A 25,332-nucleotide genomic window follows, 5' to 3' on the forward strand; every position below is an offset into this window, starting at 1 on the left:
CAAGGCTCGTCTTCCCTCTTTAAGATAGAAAATAAAACTAGGTGGTGAACATTAATAAATGGCAAACAAAGATTATTATGAAGTTCTTGGCCTTGAAAAAGGTGCAAGTGATGATGAAATAAAAAGAGCGTTTAGAAAATTAGCTATTAAATATCATCCAGATAAGAATAAAGGAAATGCAGAAGCAGAAGAAAGATTTAAAGAAATAAATGAAGCATATCAAGTACTTTCTGATCCGGAAAAGAAATCTAATTATGATCAATTTGGAACTGCTGACTTCAATGGTGGTGGTTTTGGATCAGGTGGATTTGGTGGCTTTGATATGGGCGGCTTTGGAGATATTTTTGATATGTTTACTGGTGGTTCAAGTTCACGTAGAAGAAATGGACCTGTTAGAGGAAATGATATTGAATATACGCTAACATTAACATTCGAAGAAGCAGTTTTTGGAGTTGAAAAAGAAATCACAGTTAATAGAAGTGAAAATTGTGAACATTGTCATGGATCTGGTGCAGAACCTGGAACTTCTAAAAAAACTTGTCCAACTTGTGGAGGTTCAGGCCAAGTAAGAATACAAAGACAAACTCCTCTTGGTAGTTTTGTATCAACATCAACTTGTGACAGATGTAATGGTACAGGAAGTATAATTGAAAAGCCTTGTACACATTGTAGAGGTAATGGAAATGTTAGAAAGACAAGAAAAATAAAAGTTAATATTCCAGCAGGTGTTGATACTGGAAATGTTATGCCTCTTAGAGGACAAGGAGAACATGGATTAAGAGGGGGAAGTCCTGGAGATTTATATATTAGAATAAATGTAACTCCATCAAAAGAATTCACAAGAAAAGGAAATGATATCTATATAGATACCCATATATCAATGGCTAAAGCAGCTCTTGGTACAGAGATTACTGTTAAAACAGTAGAGGGAAATGTTAAATATACTGTTCCAGAAGGAACTCAATCAGGAACACTATTTAGATTAAAAGGTAAAGGTGTTACCAGAGTTAATTCTACTGGAAAAGGTGATCAATATGTAAGGGTTATAGTTGATATACCAAAAGGATTAAATCAAAAACAAAAAGAAGCCTTATATAATTTCATGGAAGCTTGTGGAGAACCAATAGACGAAAATACACATAGCACTAAGAAAACATTCTTTGGAAGAAAAAAATAAATTTAAAATAAAGGGGCTGTTGCAAAACTAACATAGTTAGTTTTGTAGCGGCTCATTTTTTTATGAAAATAAAAAAATGTGAATTCCGAAGAACTCACATTAGTTGTATAATTAACTTATGCTAATAAACAAATCATACATTAAAAATTATAATAAATTTAATGATAATTTTCAACTTATATTACCATTAAATTTAGAAAACTTAATACCAGAAGATGATTCTGTCCGCTTGCTAAGCCATGTATTGGAGGGATTAAATTACACAAAGTTGTATAAGGCGTACTCTTCCGTTGGAAGAAAACCGGCAGTGGAACCTAAAATCATGTTCAAAATATTATCTTATGCTTATTCTCAAAATATTTATTCAAGCAGAAAAATAGAAAAGGCATGCAAAAGAGATATAAACTTCAAGTGGTTGCTTCAAAGCTATAAAGCACCTGATCATGCTACAATTAGTAGATTTCGTAAAGATTATCTTTCAAATGAGGTAATTGAAGATTTATTTTATCAGCAAGTTAAATATTTAGCAGAGCAAAAGGAAATATTATTTGAAAATGTATTTATAGATGGTACTAAAATCGAAGCGAATGCTAATCGTTATACTTTTGTTTGGAAGAAATCAATTTATAAAAATGAAGAAAAAATGTTTGATAAAATAGTTGCACTTATCGAAGATGTCAATGTTGAAGAGCTAAAAGACTTTATTATAGGAAAAGAAACATTGATAGAAAATATTGATGCAATTCTTGACTGGCTTTCATTAGAAAAACAAAATAGAAACATAGAATTTGTTCATGGAATTGGAAAAAGAAAAAGTAAGATTCAAAAGTGGACAGAACAATTGATTGAATACAAGCAAAGACAAGAAAAATATGATTCAAGCAAGGAAATATTATCAAAAAGAAATAGTTATTCTAAAACCGATACTGACGCAACTTTCATGCATATGAAAGATGATCATATGAGAAATGGTCAATTAAAACCTGGTTATAATGTACAAATAGCTGTTGAAAGTGAATACGTGACCGGTGTCGGAATATTTCAAGATAGAAATGATATAGCAACACTAATACCTATGCTGAACAATATGCAGGAAAAGCTGGGACGTAAACATCTCAATGTAATTGCAGATTCAGGGTATGAAAGTGAAGAAAATTATTTGTTTTTAGAAAGTAATAATCAAATCCCATATATAAAACCACAAACTTATGAAAAGTGGAAAAAGAGAAGTTTTAAAAATGATATAAGCAAACGTGAAAATATGCAATATAATTCAGAAACAGATACTTATACTTGTCATAATGGCAAGAAATTAAAACCTTTTTCAATCATTCATAGAAAGTTTGCAAGTGGATATGAAGCCGAAGTTACTGTATATGAATGTGAAAGTTGTGATAACTGCTCTTACAAAGCAAAATGTACGAAAGCGAAAGCAAATAGAAAGATGCAAGTTTCAAAAACTTTTATAGAAAAGCGTGAAGTATCTTATAAAAATATTACTACTGAAAAAGGTGCTAAACTAAGAATGAATAGATCTATTCAGGTCGAAGGAGCATTTGGAGTTTTAAAAAGTGACTATGAATTCAATAGATTTTTAACACGTGGAAAAAATAGCGTTAAAACGGAATTTATTTTGCTTTGTTTTGGTTTTAATATTAATAAATTACATTCTAAAATCCAAAATGAAAGAACTCAAAATCATCTTCATGAATTAAAAATCTCTGCCTAATTATGGAATATATTAAGTAGGCTTATTTAAGTGCGTTTAAAATTAAAAAATCTCCCAATAATTTATATCCTCTTTTAATTATTGGGAGATTTATTGATTTAAATCGAAAAGGAGCGTCGCTCATGATTAAAATTTAACCATTTCGCAACAGCCCCTTTTTGCATAGTAAAGCAGAATATATGAAATTTAGTTTTTGAGTTATTTGTTTCTTAGTATTAGAAAAAACGCTTTTATCATTATATGTTACAATAAGTATGTATAGCAAAATATTTATTCGAAATTTAATCTAAGGCACATTCAAATAAATAGTCAGTATACTAGTTTATTTTGTGAACTACTTCTTTTTTGAAACCTAACAATAACACAACTATTAGAAGAACCAAGTTATTGTATTTCACAAAATATCCGTTACATTTTGACTTGTTATTTATTTTTATATGCCTAATTGCAATATATTTTGATATATGTATAATTATTATGAATGATAAAGTGAATTTTAGTGCTAAAGATGGAGTGAATAGAAATGAGAATGAGAAAAAAGCCATGGGCAAGACCAGAACTTGAAAGTTGTGACTTTTTTATAATAAATCCTAAAGAAAATAAAGGAAAATGGAGAAAAGTATTTAACAATGATAATCCTATTTATTTAGAACTTGGATGTGGAAAAGGAGTATTTACAGCAGTACATGGTTCTGAACATGGGAATATTAATTATATTGCCATTGATATAAAAGATGAAGTATTAGGTTTAGCTAAAAGAAATATAGAAAAAGAATATAAAGAAAAAAATAAAGAGCTAAATAATATAAAATTAATGGCTCAGGAAATAGGGCTAATTAATGAAATGTTAGATGAAAATGATACTATAAGTAGAATTTTTATTAATTTCTGCAATCCGTGGCCTAAAAAGAAACATAAGAAAAGAAGATTAACACATACAAGACAATTAAATCAATATAGAAACTTTTTAAGAGAAAATGGAGAAATATGGTTTAAAACAGATGATGATGAATTATTTGAAGAATCTCTTGAATATTTTAAAGAAAGTAAGTTTAGAATTGAATACATAACATATGATTTACATAATAGTGGTTTTGAAGGTAATGTGGAAACTGAACATGAGAGAATGTTTACGGAGCAAGGAATTAAAACCAAATTTTTAATAGCTATAAAAGAAGATTAATAAGATTAACATAATAAAACAAATTTAGGAGTGATTAAATATGAACGGAGTATGGATAGAGGTTAAGGTAATAACAAGTAGTGAAGCTTTAGAACCTATATCAGGAATATTTTATGGATTAAATAGCCAAGGTGTTGCAGTAGAAGATCCTAATGATTTATTAACAAGAGATCAAGGACCATTAACTTGGGATTTTGCAGATATAAATGTATTAGAGCATAAAGGTGAATTTGCTGTTGTTAAAGCATATTTTTCAGAAGATGATAATTTAGAAGAAATAGTTTCAATCACAAAAGAAAAAATTAAAGAAATTAAGGATATGGGAATTAATGTAGGTAAAGGTATAGTTGAGTGCGATAAAATAAAAGAAGAAGACTGGGAAAACAATTGGAAAAAGTACTATAAACCATCAAATATTACAGATAAAATTGTTGTAAAGCCTATGTGGGAAGAATATGTGCCTAAAAATGGAGAATTGGTCGTAGAATTAGATCCAGGAATGGCATTTGGTACAGGAACACATGAAACAACAAGAATGTGTGTTAAAGCATTAGAAAAGTATGTGAAAAAAGATTCAACTGTTTTTGATGTTGGTTGTGGATCTGGTATTTTAGCAATAGCTGCAGCAAAATTAGGTGCAAAATTAGCTTTAGGAGTTGATTTAGATCCAGTGGCTGTTGAATCAGCAAAAGAAAATGTAGGATTAAATGATTTAGATAATATTGAAATATTAGAAGGAAATCTTCTTGATGTAATTGATGGAAAAGCAGATATAGTTGTTGCCAATATAATAGCTGAAATTATTTGTATATTAACAGGAGATGTTAGTAAGGCTTTAAATAAAGGTGGATTATTTATTACTTCAGGAATAATAAATGAAAGAGTAGATATGGTTACTTCAAAGCTTAATGAATGTGGATTTGAAGTTCTGGAAATAAACAAAGATGGAGAATGGAACTGTATAGTTGCTAAATTAAAATAATTTTTAATTGGTTAATAAAGGAGATTTTTATGCATAAGTTTTTTACTTCAGCATGTAATATCACAGAAAAAGAGGGAAAAATACTTGGTGATGATGTAAAACATATATATAAAGTTTTGCGTCTAAATGAAGGAGAAAAAGTAGTACTAAATAATTGTGAAGGAAAAGAATATTTAGGAGAAATTGCATCTGTTGGAAAGCAAGAAGTAATAGTAAATATATTAGAGGAATTAAGTACTAACAATGAAAGCAAAATAAATATAACTTTATTTCAAGGATTACCTAAAGGACAAAAGATGGATTTAATAGTCCAAAAAGGAACAGAACTTGGAGTGAAAGAATTTGTACCTATAATAACAGATAGAGTAGATGTAAAATTAAAAGGTGAATTTAAAAAGCTTGAAAGATTGAATAGAATTGCTTTAGAGGCAGCTAAGCAATCAAAAAGAAGTATTATACCTAAAGTAAAAGAAGTTATTGGATTTAATGAAGTTTTAAATAAATTAGAAAATTTAGATTTAATATTAGTACCTTATGAAAATGCAGAAAACTTTGGATTTAAAACTCTTATAAAAGAACTAAGAGAAAACGAAATAGACTTGGGTTCTATAAAAAATATAGGAGTTGTAATAGGTCCAGAAGGTGGATTTGAAGAAGGTGAAATTGAATCATTAAAAAGTATAGGTGCATATATAATAACTTTAGGTAATAGAATTTTGCGTACAGAAACAGCAGGTTTTGTAGCTACTTCTTTAATACAATATGAATTAGCAGATTTAGGAGGAAATATTTAATGAAAGTTGCATTTGCGACATTAGGATGTAGAGTTAATCAATATGAAACAGAAGCTATGACAGAAAAATTTATAAGAGAAGGTTATAGTCTTACTGAATTTGATGATTTTGCTGACGTTTACGTTATAAATACATGTACAGTTACTAATATGGGTGACAAAAAATCTAGACAAATAATAAGTAAAGCTAGAAGAACTAATAGTAATGCTATAATTGCAGTTGTTGGATGTTATTCACAAATAGCTCCAGCAGAAGTTTCTAAAATTGAAGGTGTAGATGTTGTTTTAGGAACAAGAAACAAAGGTGATGTAGTTTATTATGTTAACAAAGCTAGAGATGAAAAAGAAATACAAGTAAGTGTTAATGAAGTTCTTAGAAATAAAGAATTTGAAGAACTTAATATAGAGGAATATCAAGATAAAACTAGAGCATTTTTAAAGATACAAGATGGATGTAATAGATTTTGTACATTTTGCTTAATACCATATGCTAGAGGAGCTACTTGTTCTAAAAAACCAGAAAAGGTTATTGAAGAAGTAAAGAAATTAGCACAACATGGTTTTAAGGAAGTTATTTTATCCGGTATACATACAGCTTCTTATGGAGTTGATTTAGGAGCTGACATTACATTAATAAGCTTACTTGAAGATATAGAAAAAATAGATGGAATAGAAAGAGTTAGAATTGGATCTATTGAGCCAGCATTTTTTACAGATGAAGTTATAAAAAAGATAAAGAATATGAAAAAATTATGTCCTCACTTCCATTTATCACTTCAAAGTGGATGTAATACTACTTTAAAAAGAATGAATAGAAGATATACGTCAGAAGAATATGCTAAAACAGTTGAAACTTTAAGAGATAATATTAAGGATGTATCAATTACTACTGATTTAATAGTAGGTTTTCCAGGAGAAACTGAAGAAGAGTTTAATGAAACATATGATTATTTAAAAAAATTAAAATTAACTAAAGTACACTTATTTAAATATAGTCCTAGAAAAGGAACAAAAGCAGCAGAAATGCCAAATCAAATAGATGGTACTATTAAGGATAAGAGAAGTAAAATATTATCAGAATTAAATAAAGAAAATGAAATAGACTTTATTAAAAAAATAGTTGGTAGAGATATGGATGTTTTAATAGAAAGAGAATGTTCAAATAAGCCAGGGATTTTTGAAGGTTATACAAAAAATTATGTAAAAGCTGAAATTTATGATGCTAATGAAGAAATGATAGGAAAAATTGTAGAGTGTAGTATAGAAAGTTATGATGATAATTATATTGTTGGAAAAATAAAGTAATTATTTGGTATAATAAATATACAAAAGTAAAAAAATATAATTAACTATGTTATTATATTTTTAAGTAGCATATTTTAGGAGGTGAATTTATGGAAGATTGTATATTTTGCAAAATTATTAAAGGTGAAATTCCAAGTAAAAAGTTATATGAAGATGAATTTGTGTATGCTTTTTATGATATAAACCCAGAAGCACCAGTTCATTTTTTAGTTATTCCTAAAGAACATGTAAAAAGTGCTAATGATTTAAATGAAAAAAATATGAATGTAGTTTCACACATTTTTAAAGTAATTAATAAATTAGTAGTAGAACTTGGAGTATCTGAAAGTGGATATAGAATAGTAAACAATTGTGGAGTAGATGGTGGCCAAACAGTAAATCATATGCATTTTCACGTTTTAGGTGGTAGAAATTTGCAATGGCCACCGGGTTAAAATTTATAATATAATTAGTTACACATTTTATTCTAAATTGTTGACATTAATCATTCTAATATTGTATAATATACCGTGTGTTATAAAGCCCATAGCTGAGTTAATTAATTTAAGCTAGCGGAGGGAGGGATAGTAAATGTCAGAAATTAAAGTTGGAGAAAACGAAACACTTGAAAGTGCTTTAAGAAGATTTAAGAAGAAGTGTGCTAGAGCTGGGGTTCTTTCAGAAGTAAGAAAGAGAGAACATTATGAAAAGCCAAGCGTTAAGAAAAAGAAAAAATCAGAAGCTGCTAGAAAGAGAAAGTTTAAATAAGATGGTTTCTTTTGAAAGAAGGTATAATAATGCCAACAATTAAGGAAAAACTTCAAGAAGATTGGAAAGCCTCTTTAAAGGCTAAAGATAAATTTAGAGCTAATACAATTAGTACAGCTAAATCTGCTATATTATTAGTTGAAAAGACTGATAATGTTAAGCTTGAGGATGATGAAGTTATTAATATTTTAGCAAAAGAAGTTAAGCAAAGAAGAGAATCTATGCTTGAATTCGAAAAGGGAAACAGACAAGATTTGGTAGATCAGTGTAAAGCTGAACTGGAAATTTTGTTGGAATACCTTCCTCAGCAGTTAAGCGAAGAAGAAATAAAACAAATAGTAAAAGATTCAGCTGATGAAATGGGTGCAAGTAGCATTAAAGATATGGGTAAAGTTATGTCAGCTATTAGACCTAAAATTGTAGGTAGAGCTGATAATAAACTTGTAAGTCAGATTGTTAAAGAATATTTAAATAAATAATAAAAGAACTCTTTTTTGAGTTCTTTTATTATTTATAGCTTATATAACAAAAAAATACCTTATGTTTAATATTTTGTTAAACATAAGGATTTTTTTGTTCTTTATGAAATTATATTAAATAATCAAGAAATGAAGAAACTTTTCTATACAAGGTATAATATATGGTGAATTTTAATGAATTAATTTTTAAATTTAATCATACATTACAATAGCAGAGTATTTGGGTATAGAGGAGGAGAATATGGAAGATAAATTTCAAAGAGGAAGAGAAAAAGTACTTGATAAATTAGAATTTCCAAAAGATATTGTCTTAGATTTGCCAAAGATTATTGTTATAGGAAATAAAGAGATAACAATAGAAAATCATAAAGGTATAATGGCTTTTGAAAATAATATGATAAAAATAAACTCTAGAATTGGTGCTGTTATAATAAAAGGTGAAAAATTTGAAATACTTTTCATAGGGGAAAACACCATTACTATAAGTGGAATTTTTAGAGGAATATCTTATGAGGGATAAGTATGATATTAGATAGATTAAAAATAGGAAAAATAACAGTAGAGGTTAATAGTCTGATACCTGAAAAAATATTTAACATACTTTGGCAAAGAGGAATAAATGTAACTAAAATAGTTAAACTTAATATAACTACAGTAAGGTTTCAAATACCATTTGATTCATATAAAGAAGTTAAAGAAGTGGTTAATAGAACAAAAGGAAAAGTTAGAATTGTAGGAAAAAGTGGTATAATAGTTTTATTATTATCAATAAAAAGAAAGCTATCATTGTGTATTGGAGCAGGATTATTTTTATTGGTTTTGTATTTGTTATCTAATTATATCTGGGCTATAGATATACAAACTAGAAATAATTTATCACCATTTGAAGTGAGGAAAGAGCTTACTTCTATAGGTATAAAACCAGGATTGAAAAAATCCGATATAAATGTATATAATATAGAAAAAAAGATGGAAGATTTAGATTCAGAGGTCATGTGGGTAAGAGCTAGAATTGAAGGATCTACATTAAGAATAATAGTAGCAGAGAAAGTCAATCCACCAATTATAGAAAAAGTACTGCCAGAACAGGTATTAGCAAAAATGGATGGAGAGGTTAAGAGAGTATTCACATTCTCAGGAAATTCAGCTGTAAAACCTGGCGATATAGTAAAAAAAGGTGATGTTTTAATTTTTCCTATACAAGGCAATGAAGGTTTTGAAAAAGAAGTTAAACCAAGTGGTAAGGTAATAGCTAATACCTTTTATGAAAAGTCAATGGAAGTACAAATAAGTGGAGAAAAAATTCAAAGAACTGGAGAAAAAGATAGTGATATTTATTTAAATTTTTGGGGTAAGAAAATTTATCTAAAAAAAGCTATAAACGATTTTAAATATTATGATAAAATAGAGGAAACTGGTGGTTTATTAAATAAAGTGATATATTTTAAAAAAGAAGGAAAAGGTGTTGATTTAGATAAAGATAAAGTTGCAGAAGATACTGTAGAAAAATTAAGAAAATCATTACAGAAAGATTTAATAAATGATGCTAAAATAATAGATAATAAAGTAAATGTAGAAAACATTTCTAAAAATACAATATGCATAAAGGTTATATTTACGGTTGAACAGGATATAGCAGAAAATATATCTTAATACTTTCAATGTCAACGATGAGAAGGTGATTAACATGAATTTAAAAAAGAATAAGAAACAAAATAATAAGAAACGAGATAATTTAAAGTTTAAAAAGTCAAAGTACTTAGCTTTGTTTATAACTATATTTGTTGTAATATATATTTTACTTTTAACAGCAATAGCCCCTAAGCAATTTAATTTGCAAGAAGGAGATATAGCTAGAGTTGATATAAAAGCACCAAGAGATACAATAGATCAAAAAGAAACAAAAGAAAAACAAAATGAAGCTATGGAGAAAGTTGATAAGCAGTATACAGTAAAAAATGAAGTAAAAGTTCAAGCAGAAGATAACATAACATCTTTATTTGATGAGGTTTTAAATTTAAACGCTACAAATATGGATGAGGCAAGTAAAATAACTGAATTAAAAAAATTAACACAATTTGAATTAACAGACAGTGAATATAAAGAAATAATAAATACACCAAAAGAAACATTAATTGATTTGGAATGGAAAATAGTTAATATAATAGATAATATTTACAAGAAGGATATTCAAGAGAATAATGAAAATGCACTCGAAAATGCACAAAAAGAAGCGGTGAATTCTATTGAAGAACTTAATTTAAAAAGTCCATTAAAAGAATTATTAAAAGATATAACTAAATCTCAAATAAATCCAAATTTATTTTATGATGGTGAAAAAACAGAAGAAATGAAAAAAGAGGCTCAAAAAAATACTTCTAAAGTTATAATAAAAAAGAACCAAATTATAATAAAAGAAGGGGAGCCAGTAACTGCGGAACAAATTGCTATAATAAATGAATTAGGTCTTCTAGATAATGGCGGAAATGGCAAGTATATATATGTTTATTTATCATTAGCATTATTTTTAGTTGTTATACTATTTTTGCAATATAGTTATATATATTTAAATTATAAGGAAATATTTTTTAATCATAAGAGGTTGATTCTCATTAGTTTAATTAATATAATTTCACTTATTCTAGCCAGAAGTATAGGTGCAGTTTCACCATTTTTAATCCCATTTGCATTTGGAGCTATGCTGCTTACATTACTTTTAAATTATAAAATTTCAATTATAATAAGTATCTTTAATTGTGCTATAATAAGTGCTTTAGTTGAATTTAACCCACAAGTAATGTTATTAGTATTTATAAATGCTATTTTAGGTGGTGTTATGCTAAAGAAGATGCAGCAAAGAAATGAATTGATATATACAACTATATATATATCAGTAGTTAGTGCTATATTAACTTTATCTACAGGTGTAATTCTATCTAGTAATTTAAAAGAAATATTTATGATAAGTTTATTTTCTGTTATTGGGGGAGTTGTATCAGGAATACTTGCTTTAGGTGTATTACCATTTTTAGAAGGAACCTTTAATGAAGTTACAGCTATCAAATTATTAGAATTATCTAATCCTAATAATCCATTATTAAAAAAATTACTTATGGAAGCTCCAGGCACGTATCATCATAGTATGCTAGTTGCTAATTTAGCTGAGATGGCAGCAGAAGAGGTTGGTGCAAATACAGTGGTAGCTAGAATAGGTGCTTATTATCATGATGTTGGTAAAACAGAACGACCTTATTTCTTTGGAGAAAATCAAATTGGTAGAGAGAATCCACATGATAAGATAAGTGCTAAGCTTAGTGCACAAATTATAATATCACATGTAAAAGATGGATTAAAATTAGCTAGAGAACATAAATTACCACTTGTAATTCAAGATATTATAGCAGAGCATCATGGAACTACTTTGGTAAAATATTTTTATTATACTATGAAAAATAATTCTGAAAATCCTGATGATGTAAAAGAGAAAGACTATAGATATTCAGGTCCGATTCCAAGTAGTAAGGAAGCAGCGATAGTGATGCTTGCAGATGGAATTGAAGCGGCAGTTAGATCCATAAAAGAACCTAATAAAGAAAAAATTGAGGAAATGGTTAATAACATAATAAAGGATAAGTTAAATTCTAAGCAATTAATTAATTGTGATTTAACACTTAAAGATATTGAAAAGATAAGAGTATGTTTTTTAAATGCATTAAATGGTATATACCATCAAAGAGTTGAATATCCAAAAGAAAAATTATAGGGAGTGTATAAGATGATTTATGTTGACAATAGACAGGAAAAAATAGAGGTGAGTAATGAATTTACAAATCATCTAAAAAGAGTAATAGAATTTGCATTGAAAGAGGAAGAGGTTCATATTCCAAGTGAAATATCTTTGTTATTTGTTGATAATGAAGAAATTAGAAAAATAAATAATGAAACAAGAAATATAGATAGAGCTACAGATGTTTTATCTTTTCCTATGCTAGATTATCCAGAAAAAAAGGTATTTAAGGAAGTTTATAAAGAAAATAATTTTTCAAAATCAGATTTTGATGGAGAAGAATTAGTTCTTGGAGATATTGTATTATCTTTAGAAAGAGCTCTAGAACAAAGTAAGGAATATAATCATTCTTATGAAAGAGAGGCTTCTTATTTGGTAGTACATTCAGTATTACATCTTTTAGGATATGATCATATGGAAGATGATGATAAGGTAGTAATGAGGAAAAGAGAAGAAGAAATATTAAATGCACTTGATATAAGGAGATAAAATAAAAGCAGGTGAAAAATAAAGATGAAATTTAAAAAAGTTTTAGATAGTTTTAATAATGCTATAAATGGAATTGTAGAGACTGTTAGAACAGAACGTAATATGAAAATACATTTAATAGTAGCATTATTAATATTAACAGCATGTTTTTTCTTTGATGTAACCAAATATGAATTTCTTATATTAGCCATAACAATTACTATGGTTATAAGTGCAGAAATAATTAATACAGCTATAGAAGCTGTAATAGATTTAAAAGCAAATTATTATCATCCTTTAGCTAAAATAGCTAAGAATGCAGCTGCAGGAGCTGTATTAGTTACTGCAATTAATGCAGTATTAGTAGGATATATAATATTTTGGGATAAATTATCTTATTTTTCATATAACTTAATTAATAAAGTAAAAAAATCAGAACCATATACAATATTTATTGTTCTTGTAATAGTCTGTATAGCTACAATAATAATAAAAGCAATATTTGGAGAAGGAACCCCATTAAAAGGGGGAATGCCGAGTGGACATAGTGCTTTAGCATTTTCAATCGCAACAGCTATTTCTTTAATTACAGAGGAACCTATATGTGTTATGCTTAGTTATTTAATGGCTCTTATAACAGCACAAAGTAGAGTAGATTCGGAAGTTCATTCCGTATTAGAGGTTATTGTAGGTGCACTTTTTGGAATTTTGCTTACTATGTTTATATTTGTAGTGTTTAGAATATGAGACAAGTTATTAGATACTGATTATTTTAAATTTTAGAGTTAAATAAAAGCTGAGGAAAATATATAATAAAAAAATTTAATTTCAGATTAATTAAAGTATATATTTCCAATAAATTATAGATGCTTGTAAAATATCATTAGAAATTTTACGAGCATTTGTCATTTTTTAAGAATTATAATACAATATTATTTTTACAGAAGTAATAATAAGTTTATTAAATACCGAAAAAACTTTAACGAAGTTTTAATATAATGGATATTATTTATTAGAACTTATATATTAGAAGTGTTAATTATTATTTATAATATACATAATAGAATAAATAGAGTATACTATTTGTAAACTATAATATGATTAAAGAAAGGTATATTTATTTACTGTTTAGAAGTTATAATAATAAAATAAATAAATAATAATATAAATGAATACAGGTAATTTTTAGATTAGAAAAATCACTATCTAAAGATAAATTTAAATTTACAATTAACATACAACTTAATTAAAATATTTAAACATGATTGAGTTGTAGAAGGAGGAGACAATGTTTAAATCAGGATTTGTTACAATAGTTGGTAGACCTAATGTAGGAAAATCAACTTTATTAAATTATATAATGGGGGAGAAATTATCAATAGTTTCTAATAAGCCTCAAACAACTAGAAATAATATTCAAACAATATTAACAGGTGAGGATTATCAAGTAGTATTTGTAGATACACCTGGTATTCATAAACCAAAGCATAAATTAGGTGAATATATGGTTAATTCAGCTAAAGATTCAACTAATGATGTTGATTTAGTTTTATTTTTAACTAATCCAGATGAAGAAATAGGTAAAGGTGATAAATTTATTTTAGAATCACTAAAAGAAAAAAAGTGTCCAGTATATCTTGTTTTAAATAAAATTGATGAAAATACGCAAGAAAGAGTAGCTAAAAGTTTAGAAATGTATTCAAGTGAATTTAATTTTAAAGAGATAATTCCTATATCTGCAATGAAAGGAAAGAATGTGGATATATTACTTAACCTAATGAAAGAAGAGTTACCAGAAGGTCCTAAGTATTATCCTGAAGACATGATAACAGATGTTCCAGAAAGATTTGTAGTTTCTGAAATAATTAGAGAAAAAGCTTTGAGATGTTTAAGGGATGAAGTACCTCATGGTATTGCAGTAGATATAATTCAAATGAAACAAAGTGATAATGGAACTTATCATATAGAAGTAGACTTGATTTGTGAAAAAGCTTCACATAAAGGCATAATAATAGGTAAAAGTGGTCAGATGTTAAAAAAAATAGGTGAGACTTCAAGATATGAACTAGAAAGATTTTTAAGGACGAAAGTTAATGTTAAAATATGGGTTAAAGTAAGAAAAGAGTGGAGAGATAATCAAAATCTGTTAAAAGAATTAGGATATAAGAAAAAATAAGAAGTTATTTTAAATATGTGTTGATATATAGTTTATATAATATGTTTTATTTGGCTATATTTCAACACTCTATTACAAATATAATAAAAATAAAAGTATTTATGAAATTAGGAGATGGTCTTTCTGGCACTTTTTGAAAGTAAAGCTGTTATTATAAAATCACAGGATTTTAAAGAAAATGATAAATTGATTTGGCTTTATACAGAAGAGTTAGGTAAGATTGCTGCTATAGCAAAAGGAGCAAAGAAGAATAAAAACAAAACTTTTTCAATTACCTTACCTTTATGCTATGGGGAGTATATGTTATATAAGGGGAAAAACTTGTATACGATTCAAGAAGGAAGAATAATTAATTCTTTTCAAGGATTATTAGAAAATTTAGATAAACTTACTTACTCATCTTATTTATGCGAACTCATAGATATATGTACACCTGATGAGGAAAAGAATAAACAGATTTTTATAGATTTGATTACTACTTTTTATCTTTTAGATACAAATGTTTTAGATTATGAATTATTAGTTAGAGCATTTGAATTAAAATTATTAAGAAATACAGGATATTCATTAGAATTAGAAAATTGCTGTATATGTAATAAGAAAATACCATCATCTAATTATATAAGTTTATCAAATTATGGTGGGGTATGTGACGGATGTCCTAAAGAATATGGATTATATATTTCAAAAGCTACTTACAATGCCTTAAAATTTTTATTAAAAATGAGGGTTGATAAGGTATATAGACTTAACTTAACTGATAAAATAAAAGAGGAATTAGAAAAAATAACAAATTACTTAATATGCAATAATTATTCTAAGAAACCTAAAAGCTTAGAAATGCTAAAATTTATTAAGGAGTGATAAACAATGAATAATATTACATTAGAAAAAGTAGATATGATAATAGAGAGAACAGGAGTTAGCTATGCTTTAGCTAAACAAGCGTTAGAAGAATGTGATGGAGATGTTTTAGAAGCATTAATTTATTTAGAAGATTCAATGAAAAATGAAGAAAATGTGGAATATAACATTCATGATGACAAAGAAAATATGAATATAGAAGAATTAAAATATTTTATTAAAGATTTAATTCATAAAGGGAATATAACAAGAATAAAAATAAAAAAAGAGGATACTGAATTAGTAGATATTCCTGTAAATGCAGGAATAGCTGCAGGAGTTATTGCTGTATTGATTCCGCCAATATTAGTAGCAGGAGTTATTGCAGCAGTTGCAACAAAAATAACAATAGAAATAACTAAAGAAGATGGTTCTGTTGAAATTATTAATAAATATGTATCTAAAGTTTCAAATGAAGTGAAAGATAAGGCCGTTGATATTGCTGATAAAATGAAATCTAAAGTAGATGAAGTAAAGAATAAAGTAAAAACAAATAGTGATGATGAAAAATCAAAAGTATATACAGGAAATGAAACTGTTTATACATATAAAGTTGATTTTGATGATCAAGATTAGTTTTGAATAGTTCTTTTATTTTAGGGAAAGAGGGAGAATTTTGAAGTTATCAAATAGGCAACAAGAAATAATTAATTTAGTGAAAGAATATCAACCAATCACAAGTGAAGCTTTAGCAGAAAAATTAGGTTTAACACGAGCTGCAATTAGAGCAGATTTATCAATACTTACAATGATAGACATATTAGATGCTAGACCAAAAGTAGGATATATATATTCAGGTAAATCTTCTAATGGGTTTTTGTATGATTATATAACTGAAATTAAAGCACATGAAATAATGTCTAAACCTATTACAGTTAGTGAAGAAACTATGGTATATGATGCAATTGTATTTTTATTTTTAAATGATGTTGGTACATTATTTGTTGAAAATGATGGGGTTTTAACTGGAGCAGTTTCAAGAAAAGATTTTCTTAAAATTGCCATAGGAGGAACTGATATTCATAAAGTGCCAATAGGAGTTATAATGACTCGTATGCCAAATATTATATGTGGTGATAAAAATGATAACGCATATGATTTAGCTAAAAAAATAATAGAACATGAGATTGATAGTATCCCCATTGTAGAATCTTTAGAAAAGATAGGAGATAAGGAACAATTTAAGATAATAGGAAAAGTTTCCAAAACCAATGTTACAAAATTATTTGTTAAATTAGGAAAATAATAAGGTTAATCAGTGCTAACTACGAGATATTTTTCTCGATAGTAAATATATGGTATAAAATTTTGAGAATGGGGGAGTATTGATATGACCAAAAAGTATGTTTATCTTTTCAATGAGGGAAATGCTTCAATGAGAAATTTATTAGGAGGTAAGGGTGCAAATTTAGCAGAAATGACTAATTTAGGTATTCCTGTACCTTATGGGTTTACAGTTACAACTGAAGCATGCAACAAGTATTATGAGGATGGTAAAACCATCGCAGATGAAATTATAAATGAGATTTATAATAGTTTACAAAAACTTGAAAGTGTAAGTGGAAAAGAATTTGGAAGTAACAAAAATCCATTATTAGTATCAGTAAGATCTGGAGCTAGAACTTCAATGCCAGGAATGATGGATACTATATTAAATTTAGGATTAAATGATGAAGTTGTAGAAAGTATGGCTACATTAACTAATAATCCTAGATTTGCTTATGATTCTTATAGAAGATTTATTCAAATGTTCTCAGATGTTGTTATGGGTATTGAAAATAGATTATTTGAGAATAAGATTGAAGAACTTAAAGATAAAAAAGGTGTAGAATTTGATACAGAATTAGATCAAAATGATTTAAAAGTTCTCGTATCTGAATTTAAAGCAATATATAAAAAAGAAAAAGGGGAAGAATTCCCTCAAGAGCCTAAAACTCAATTAATTGAAGCTGTGACTGCAGTATTTAGATCATGGAATAATCCAAGAGCGATTGTTTATAGAAGACTTAATGATATTCCTGGTGAGTGGGGTACAGCAGTAAATGTACAAGAGATGGTTTTTGGTAATAAGGGTGAAACATCAGGAACCGGTGTTGTTTTCTCAAGGAATCCAGCAACAGGAGAAAATTTTATTTATGGTGAATATCTAATGAATGCTCAAGGTGAAGATGTTGTAGCAGGTATAAGAACACCTCTTCCAATATCAAAATTAAAAGAACAAGATGTTAAGATTTATAACCAACTTGTTGGGATAATAGAAAAATTAGAAAATCATTATAAAGATATGCAAGATATGGAAATAACTATTGAAGAAGGAAAATTGTATTTCTTACAAACTAGAAATGGTAAGAGAACAGCTCAGGCTGCATTAAAGATAGCTGTGGATTTATATAATTCTGGAATGTTAACTAAGGAAGAAGCAGTGTTAAAGGTTGAACCTAAACAATTAGATACATTACTTCATCCTACATTTTATACAGAAGCATTAAAGAAAGCTGTTTCTATAGCGAAAGGATTACCAGCATCTCCAGGAGCAGCTTGTGGTAAAATAGCATTTACAGCTGAAGAAGCAAAAGATAGAGCAGCTTTAGGTGAAGATGTTATTTTAGTTAGACTTGAAACATCTCCAGAAGATATAGAAGGTATGGTAGCTGCAAAGGGAATATTAACTGTTAGAGGTGGAATGACTTCACATGCAGCAGTTGTTGCTAGAGGAATGGGAACTTGCTGTGTAGCAGGTTGTGGAACTATAAAAGTAGATGAAGCTAAAAAAACTCTTACAGTTGGAGATAAAGTATATACTTCTGATGATTTTATTTCAATAGACGGTACTTCAGGAAATGTATATGGAGAAAAGATAAAAACAGTTGTACCAGAAATATCAGGACATTTTGCAACATTTATGTCTTGGGCTGATGAAATAAGAAAATTAAAAATTAGAGCTAATGCAGATACTCCAAAAGATGCAAAACAAGCGGTTGAATTTGGTGCTGAGGGTATAGGACTTTGCAGAACTGAGCATATGTTCTTTGCAGAAGATAGAATAATGGCAGTTAGACAAATGATTACTGCTAAGGATGAAGAGCAAAGAAGAGTAGCACTTGCTAAGATATTGCCAATGCAAAGAGGAGATTTTATAGGTATATATGAAGCTTTAGAAGAGAGACCTGTTACAATAAGATTATTGGATCCACCTCTACATGAATTTTTACCAAATAATGAACAAGATATAAAAATGTTAGCTAAGGAAATAGGATTAACATTTGAAGAATTAAAACTTACTGTTGATAATTTGCATGAATTTAATCCTATGATGGGTCATAGAGGTTGTCGTCTTGCAGTATCATATCCAGAAATAGCAGAAATGCAAACAAGGGCTATTATAGAAGCTGCTATAGAAGTTAAAACTAATAAAGGATATAATATTATTCCTGAAATAATGATACCTTTAATAGGTGATTTAAAGGAATTAAAATATGTTAAAGATACAATAAAGAATACGGCTGAAAAAGTAATAAAAGAAAAGAATATTGATTTACAATACAAGATAGGAACAATGATAGAAATACCAAGAGCAGCATTAACTGCTGATGAAGTTGCTAAAGAAGCTGAATTCTTCTCATTTGGTACTAATGATTTAACTCAAATGACATTTGGTTTCTCAAGAGATGATGCTTCTAAATTCTTAACAGATTATTATGATAAGAAAATCTATGAACAAGATCCATTTGCTAAATTAGATAGAGATGGTGTTGGAGCTTTAATTAAAATTGCAACAGAAAAAGGCAGAGAAACAAGACCTAATATTAAATTAGGTATATGTGGAGAACATGGTGGAGATCCATCATCAATTGAATTCTGTCATGATATAGGATTAAATTATGTTTCTTGTTCACCATTTAGAGTACCACTTGCTAGACTTGCAGCAGCACAAGCACAAGTAAAAAATAGTAGGTAGATAAAAAATAAAGTTTTTAAATTAAAAAGCACGTAATGGAAATCAAACTCCATTACGTGTTTTTATATTAATAATATATTGAAATCATCTTTTATATTTTTGAGTAGCTCTAATGCAAATTTATATTGAGTATTACTTTTCCTTGTTGTATTTTTTAAAAGTGTTAAGAATGCTGTTTTATTACATTTTGATATATTTCTATAATAATCTCTTGATATTCTCCAATACTTTTGAGGAAAACAAATATATGATAATAAATATCTTAAATCAGAAGGTGTTAATTTAAATATTTTATTGTAAGTTTTTATTATAGATAATGCTAAATTAACATTCCAATTGGTATTTTCACGTCTTAGTAATCTGCGCATAAAATAGGCTAAATCTCTAGCGCAGTAATCTGTTTTACATTTATCAAAATCTATTATGCATGCCTCTGAATCTTTGGTAAAAATTATATTTTTATTTACATAATCACCATGACATAATGAAGTGCTTAATTCTTTATCATCTATATTATAAGCTATATCTAAAGAGAGTCTGGCAAGGTATAGGTTAATATTAAAATTAGATATAAATTCTTTAGAAAAATTATCTTTATACTTAAATGCTTGATTAGATATAGTTAGTAGTTGTTCAAAATGTTTTAAGGTTGATATGTAGTAATCATCAAGACCTATTTTATATGAACTGCCAAAAATAGGTTGGAAATTTCTCGAAACCGAATGCATATTAGCAAGTTTTTCTACAGAGAGAATAACATGATTAGAGTTATCAAAATCACATTTAATACCATCTATCCAAGGCGTTAATATAAATAGCATATCTGAATAGCATACAAATCTATTATTATCAACTGTAGGAACAAACTTAGGAACTCTTATACCATGTCTATAAACCCATTCATTAGCAGAATAAACATATAATAAATCTGGTAAATCATAATAAACTTTTTTAAGGCAATAACATTTATTATTAGATTTTACTTTATATACAGCTCTTTGTTTTTCAGTATTTTTAAACTTAACGACACTTACTTTAGAATTTTGTAAATTATAGTGCTTTAAAACTTTATTTTTTATTATATCAGGTGATAACTTAGCTTTTTCTAATAAATTTAATTCTGGTTCCATGAAATACTTCTCCTTATAAATTTATTCATTATTATGATATTAATAGAAAACTATAAATATACATAAATATAGGAAATAAAAATTAGAATATAACAATAATTAGTGGAGTTTTGGTAAATAATAATTTTAGAATCTCAATAAAGGATTTTAATGATATATATAGAATAGATAAGAAGAGGTGATATATATGAATATAAGAGAAAAAATTGAGTATTTTGAAAACTTGACATTTATTAAAGAAGCCTCTTTTTCATCGTGTTCTCTAGGAAGAAATAAAAAAGAAGAGGATGATGATATTAGAACTTGTTATATGGTAGATAGAGATAGAATAATACATAGCAAGTCATTTAGAAGATTAAAGCATAAAACCCAGGTATATATAAAAACATTTGGTGATCACTATAGAACAAGATTAACACACACTTTGGAAGTGTCACAAGTAGCTAGGAACATAGGAGTTGGAATAGGTTTAAATGAAAATCTAATTGAGGCTATAGCTTTAGGTCATGATTTAGGTCATGTTGCATTTGCACATAACGGAGAAGAAGTTTTAAATGAATATCTAAAAGAAGGATTTAGGCATAATGAGCAAAGTGTTAGAGTTGTAAATAAATTAGAGAATAATGGAGAAGGGTTAAATTTAACTAAAGAAGTTATTGATGGAATATTAAATCATAGTGGATTTGGTAGTAAGAATAATAAATCATTAACATTAGAAGGTACTGTAGTAAAGTATAGTGATAAGATAGCTTATTTGAATCATGATATAGATGATTCAATAAGAGCTGGTTTATTAAAAGAAAAAGATATTCCACTTGAGATAAAAAAAGTTTTAGGCAATTCTTCAAATGAGAGAATGGAAAAATTAATTAAAAATTTTATAAAAACTTCAAGCGCTAATATTAAAAAAGGAATAAAAAAAGTATGTTTAGATGAAGAAACTGAAGATGCTATGGTTAAACTTAGAAAATTTATGTTTGAAAATATATATTTAGGAGATACATTAAAGATAGAACGAAATAAAGCGAAATTTATATTAAAGCAAATTTTAAATTATTATACTAATAAGCCAGAAGAAATGCCAGAAATGTATAGAAAAATTGTAGAGAAAGAAGGCTTAAGAAGAGGTGTTGCAGATTATATAGCTGGTATGAGTGATGATTATTGTTTATCTTTATTTAATAGATTGTATGTTCCTAAATTAGTAATATATTAGTTGTTTAAATAAATTTATAATGGTAAAGATAGAACCAAGAATAATTAATATATTCTTATAGTATAAAATATAAATAAATTGGGCAAATAAATTTTGTAAAGAAAAAAGAGGATTATAAGGTAAAAAAAAGAATTAGTAATCTAATGACATTATATGAAAAAAAATTTAAATAATTAAGAAGGAAAAGTAAGTATGATGTCGAATAATATATAATTGTTGAAAAATTAAGTAAGGAGGGAGATGTCTCCTTGCAAATTCCACAAGAAATTATCGAAAAAGTAAAAGAACAAACTGATATAGTGGATATTATATCGGAAAGTGTGAGATTAAAAAGAACTGGAAAAAATTACATAGGGTTATGTCCGTTTCATAATGATAAAACACCATCATTTAGTGTTTCTCAAGAAAAACAAATATATAAATGTTTTGCATGTGGAGAAGCTGGTAATGTATTAACTTTCATTATGAAACAAAAAAATCTTACATTTGTAGAAGCAGTAAAGTATTTAGCTAATAAAGCTAATATTCCTATAAATCTACAATCAAGTGAAACGCCTCAGTTTATTAAAAAGAGGGAAATATTATATAAAATTAATGTAGAAGCAGGAAGATATTACTTTACTAATTTGCAAAAAATAAGTTTAGCAAAAGATTATTTTCTCAATCGAGGAATAAAAGAAGAAACTATAAAGAAGTTTGGTCTTGGATATTCTAAAAATAGTTGGAGAGACTTAATTAATTATTTAAGAGCCAAAGGATATAAAGACAACTTTTTATTAGAATCAGGTTTAGTTTCAAAAAGTCAGGAAAAAGGGAATATATATGATAGATTTAGAAATAGAGTTATGTTTCCTGTTTTTGATGTAAAAGGTAAAGTAATTGGATTTGGTGGAAGAGTATTAGATGATTCTAAACCTAAATATTTAAATTCACCTGAAACTACAATATTCCAAAAGGGAATTAATCTTTATGGATTAAATTTTGCAGTAAAAAATAAGCTTAAAGAGGATTATATAATAATTGTCGAAGGGTATATGGATTTAATAACGCTTCATCAATATGGAATAACAAATGTTGTGGCTTCATTAGGAACAGCTCTTACGAACAATCAAGCTAAACTCTTAAAGCGGTATACAAACAATGTTATTATATCATATGATGCAGATATAGCAGGGCAAACAGCTACTTTAAGAGGTCTTCAAATACTTAGACATTCTGGGTTTGAAGTTAAGGTGATTGTAATTCCTCAAGGCAAAGATCCTGATGAGTTTGTAAGAAGTAATGGAAAAGAGGCTTTTTTAAAATTAATTAGAGGAGCATTACCTTTAATTGAATATAGAATTAAAAAAGTAAAAGAAGGCATAAATTTAAAAGACAGAAATAATTTAATTAAGTATGGAGAAAAAGTAGCAGAAATTTTAGCAGAACTAAATCCAGTAGAAAAAGATGTATACATAAAGAAAATATCTGAAGATACTGGTATAAAAGAGCAGGCATTATATGACTTACTTTCACAAGTAATGTCAAAAAAACAAAAAGAAGATAATTATGTGAATAAAAAGGAATATTTTGGAACAAAATTATATGTAGAGCCTGCATATTTAAAAGCAGAAAGAGCTTTACTTAAATTAATGTTAAATGAAGATACCTATGATCAAATTAAAGACAGTATGATTTTAGATGATTTTATATTGGATTCTCATAAAAAGATATATTCTTTAATATTAGAATCTAAATATGAAAATTTTAATAATGTAGAATCATATATAGAAAATAAATGTGATGAGGTTGAAACTTCAAAAGAATGGATTGCAATAAAGGAAATTGAAATTTTAGATTTAAGTAATAAAGACAAATTAATTAACGATTATTTAAATGAAGTAAAATGCTTTAAATTACAGTTAGAAATAAATAACTTAAAAAATGAACAAAAAAGGTTGGAAGATAAGGGAATGATTGAGGAGTCTATAAAGCTTGCAGTTAAGCTAACAAATTTAGAAATATTGAAAAAAAGAAAGAGAGGTTAATGGTCATGGCAGAAGGAGGTAAGAAAAGTATGGAGCAAAAAGTTAAGAAAAAGACCACAAAAGGAAAAGAAGATAAAGATGCTAAAATGGCCATGGTGAAAGGTCTAATTGATAAAGGTAAGAAAAATGGTTCTTTAACTTATAAAGAAATTATGGATGAAATAGATCATATAGATTTAAGTCCTGAACAAATAGAAAAGATTTATGAAGTACTTGAAATGATGGGAATTGAAGTAATTGGTGCTGCAAATGATGCTCCAGAAGTTGAAGAGGAAATAGATATATCAGTTTTAGAAGGAATTGCTATAGATGATCCTGTTAGAATGTATTTAAAGGAAATAGGAAAAGTTCCTTTATTATCATCAGAACAAGAAATAGATTATGCCAAAAGAATAGAAGAGGGCGATCCTGTAGCTAAAAAGAAACTTGCAGAAGCTAATTTAAGATTAGTTGTAAGTATAGCTAAAAGATATGTTGGTAGAGGAATGTTATTCTTAGATTTAATTCAGGAAGGAAACCTAGGACTTATAAAAGCTGTTGAAAAGTTTGATTATAGAAAAGGCTTTAAATTTTCTACTTATGCAACATGGTGGATTAGACAGGCAATAACTAGAGCTATTGCAGATCAAGCTAGAACTATTAGAATACCAGTTCATATGGTTGAAACTATTAATAAATTAATAAGAGTTCAAAGACAATTATTACAAGAATTAGGAAGAGATCCTTTCCCAGAAGAAATTTCAAAAGTAATGGAATTACCTGTAGATAAAGTACGTGAAATACAAAAAATAGCTCAAGAACCAGTATCATTAGAAACACCTATTGGTGAAGAAGAAGATTCACATTTAGGTGATTTTATACCAGACGATGAAGCTCCAGCTCCAGCAGAAGCAGCAGCATTTACAATGTTAAAAGAGCAATTAATAAATGTGTTAGATACTTTAACTCCAAGGGAAGAAAAAGTGCTAAGATTAAGATTTGGATTAGATGATGGCAGAGCTAGAACTCTTGAAGAAGTAGGAAAAGAATTTAATGTAACAAGAGAAAGAATAAGACAAATTGAAGCTAAAGCATTAAGAAAGCTTAGACATCCATCAAGAAGTAAAAAACTAAAAGATTACTTAGATTAAAAAAAGCACCTTTACAGGTGCTCTTTTTTATAGTATAAGAAATTATAGAATTTTGTAATATTTAAAGTTAGATAAAATTTTAATTTAGATATTAGTTGATGATGAAATGAGATAATTAAAAGTTAATAAAAAAATTGTTAAT

The 25,332-nt window shown here is 27.4% G+C and carries 23 protein-coding genes; 22 read left to right on the forward strand and 1 reads right to left on the reverse strand.

The features are described from left to right. The first annotated feature begins 58 nt into the window (after nt 1–58). The 19 genes from dnaJ (at nt 59) to ppdK (ending at nt 19,687) form a co-directional block, all read left to right on the forward strand. Complete coding sequence (gene dnaJ, locus BGI42_RS04275) at nt 59–1,177, forward strand: molecular chaperone DnaJ (protein WP_069679134.1); 1,119 nt, start codon at nt 59–61, stop codon at nt 1,175–1,177. A gap of 118 nt (nt 1,178–1,295) precedes the next feature. Beyond that, nucleotides 1,296–2,906 carry an IS1182 family transposase gene (locus BGI42_RS04280; protein WP_069679135.1) on the forward strand — a complete coding sequence of 537 codons (1,611 nt, stop codon included), beginning with the start codon at nt 1,296–1,298 and terminating at the stop codon, nt 2,904–2,906. A 523-nt stretch (nt 2,907–3,429) separates the two neighbouring features. Further along, on the forward strand, nt 3,430–4,089 hold the full coding sequence (gene trmB, locus BGI42_RS04285) for a tRNA (guanosine(46)-N7)-methyltransferase TrmB (RefSeq protein ID WP_069679136.1): 660 nt from the start codon (nt 3,430–3,432) through the stop codon (nt 4,087–4,089). Between the two features lie 40 nt (nt 4,090–4,129). Further along, nucleotides 4,130–5,071, forward strand: coding sequence for a 50S ribosomal protein L11 methyltransferase (prmA, locus tag BGI42_RS04290; RefSeq protein ID WP_069679137.1), 942 nt, complete (start codon nt 4,130–4,132; stop codon nt 5,069–5,071). Nucleotides 5,072–5,100: 29 nt separating this feature from the next. Further along, nucleotides 5,101–5,865 carry an RsmE family RNA methyltransferase gene (locus BGI42_RS04295; protein ID WP_069679138.1) on the forward strand — a complete coding sequence of 255 codons (765 nt, stop codon included), beginning with the start codon at nt 5,101–5,103 and terminating at the stop codon, nt 5,863–5,865. After that, entirely contained in the window at nt 5,865–7,169 is a 1,305-nt protein-coding gene (gene mtaB / locus BGI42_RS04300; RefSeq protein WP_069679139.1) for a tRNA (N(6)-L-threonylcarbamoyladenosine(37)-C(2))-methylthiotransferase MtaB, read from the forward strand. Before BGI42_RS04295 ends, mtaB begins: the two co-directional genes overlap by 1 nt. An 89-nt stretch (nt 7,170–7,258) precedes the next feature. Further along, nucleotides 7,259–7,603 (forward strand): histidine triad nucleotide-binding protein, encoded by a 345-nt coding sequence (locus tag BGI42_RS04305; protein WP_069679140.1) that lies wholly within the window; start codon nt 7,259–7,261, stop codon nt 7,601–7,603. 136 nt (nt 7,604–7,739) lie between these two features. After that, nucleotides 7,740–7,916 (forward strand): 30S ribosomal protein S21, encoded by a 177-nt coding sequence (gene rpsU / locus BGI42_RS04310; RefSeq protein WP_003371500.1) that lies wholly within the window; start codon nt 7,740–7,742, stop codon nt 7,914–7,916. 29 nt (nt 7,917–7,945) lie between these two features. Next, entirely contained in the window at nt 7,946–8,395 is a 450-nt protein-coding gene (locus BGI42_RS04315; protein WP_069679141.1) for a GatB/YqeY domain-containing protein, read from the forward strand. Between the two features lie 241 nt (nt 8,396–8,636). After that, complete coding sequence (gene yqfC / locus BGI42_RS04320; RefSeq protein WP_069679142.1) at nt 8,637–8,915, forward strand: sporulation protein YqfC; 279 nt, start codon at nt 8,637–8,639, stop codon at nt 8,913–8,915. A 2-nt stretch (nt 8,916–8,917) separates the two neighbouring features. Beyond that, complete coding sequence (yqfD, locus tag BGI42_RS04325) at nt 8,918–10,048, forward strand: sporulation protein YqfD (RefSeq protein WP_069679143.1); 1,131 nt, start codon at nt 8,918–8,920, stop codon at nt 10,046–10,048. Between the two features lie 34 nt (nt 10,049–10,082). Further along, nucleotides 10,083–12,158, forward strand: a complete 2,076-nt coding sequence (locus tag BGI42_RS04330) for an HD family phosphohydrolase (RefSeq protein ID WP_069679144.1) — start codon at nt 10,083–10,085, stop codon at nt 12,156–12,158. Between the two features lie 12 nt (nt 12,159–12,170). Next, a complete protein-coding gene (gene ybeY, locus BGI42_RS04335) occupies nt 12,171–12,671 on the forward strand; it encodes an rRNA maturation RNase YbeY (RefSeq protein WP_069679145.1) in 501 nt (166 codons plus the stop codon). Nucleotides 12,672–12,695: 24 nt separating this feature from the next. Continuing rightward, nucleotides 12,696–13,397: a diacylglycerol kinase gene (locus BGI42_RS04340; RefSeq protein WP_069679146.1), complete on the forward strand. Its 702-nt coding sequence runs from the start codon at nt 12,696–12,698 to the stop codon at nt 13,395–13,397. A gap of 541 nt (nt 13,398–13,938) precedes the next feature. Beyond that, nucleotides 13,939–14,826 (forward strand): GTPase Era, encoded by an 888-nt coding sequence (gene era / locus BGI42_RS04345; RefSeq protein ID WP_069679147.1) that lies wholly within the window; start codon nt 13,939–13,941, stop codon nt 14,824–14,826. 114 nt (nt 14,827–14,940) lie between these two features. After that, nucleotides 14,941–15,690 carry a DNA repair protein RecO gene (recO, locus tag BGI42_RS04350; protein WP_069679148.1) on the forward strand — a complete coding sequence of 250 codons (750 nt, stop codon included), beginning with the start codon at nt 14,941–14,943 and terminating at the stop codon, nt 15,688–15,690. Nucleotides 15,691–15,696: 6 nt separating this feature from the next. Further along, nucleotides 15,697–16,305: a DUF4342 domain-containing protein gene (locus BGI42_RS04355; protein WP_069679149.1), complete on the forward strand. Its 609-nt coding sequence runs from the start codon at nt 15,697–15,699 to the stop codon at nt 16,303–16,305. A 40-nt stretch (nt 16,306–16,345) separates the two neighbouring features. Continuing rightward, entirely contained in the window at nt 16,346–16,975 is a 630-nt protein-coding gene (gene ccpN, locus BGI42_RS04360) for a transcriptional regulator CcpN (RefSeq protein ID WP_069679150.1), read from the forward strand. An 84-nt stretch (nt 16,976–17,059) separates the two neighbouring features. Then, nucleotides 17,060–19,687 carry a pyruvate, phosphate dikinase gene (gene ppdK / locus BGI42_RS04365; protein WP_069679151.1) on the forward strand — a complete coding sequence of 876 codons (2,628 nt, stop codon included), beginning with the start codon at nt 17,060–17,062 and terminating at the stop codon, nt 19,685–19,687. Between the two features lie 62 nt (nt 19,688–19,749). On the opposite strand, the gene BGI42_RS04370 is transcribed toward ppdK, so the two are convergent. Then, nucleotides 19,750–20,817: a CotS family spore coat protein gene (locus BGI42_RS04370; RefSeq protein ID WP_069679152.1), complete on the reverse strand. Its 1,068-nt coding sequence runs from the start codon at nt 20,815–20,817 to the stop codon at nt 19,750–19,752. Nucleotides 20,818–21,004: 187 nt separating this feature from the next. Here BGI42_RS04370 and BGI42_RS04375 point away from each other — a divergent pair, with 187 nt between their 5' ends. From BGI42_RS04375 to rpoD, 3 genes are all read left to right on the forward strand, one after another. Next, on the forward strand, nt 21,005–22,033 hold the full coding sequence (locus BGI42_RS04375) for a deoxyguanosinetriphosphate triphosphohydrolase (protein WP_069679153.1): 1,029 nt from the start codon (nt 21,005–21,007) through the stop codon (nt 22,031–22,033). Nucleotides 22,034–22,281: 248 nt separating this feature from the next. Beyond that, entirely contained in the window at nt 22,282–24,060 is a 1,779-nt protein-coding gene (gene dnaG, locus BGI42_RS04380; protein WP_069679154.1) for a DNA primase, read from the forward strand. Between the two features lie 5 nt (nt 24,061–24,065). Beyond that, nucleotides 24,066–25,190: an RNA polymerase sigma factor RpoD gene (gene rpoD, locus BGI42_RS04385; RefSeq protein ID WP_069679155.1), complete on the forward strand. Its 1,125-nt coding sequence runs from the start codon at nt 24,066–24,068 to the stop codon at nt 25,188–25,190. Nucleotides 25,191–25,332 lie beyond the last annotated feature (142 nt).

The sequence above is a fragment of the Clostridium taeniosporum genome, assembly GCF_001735765.2.
Classification (GTDB): Bacteria; Bacillota; Clostridia; order Clostridiales; family Clostridiaceae; genus Clostridium; species Clostridium taeniosporum.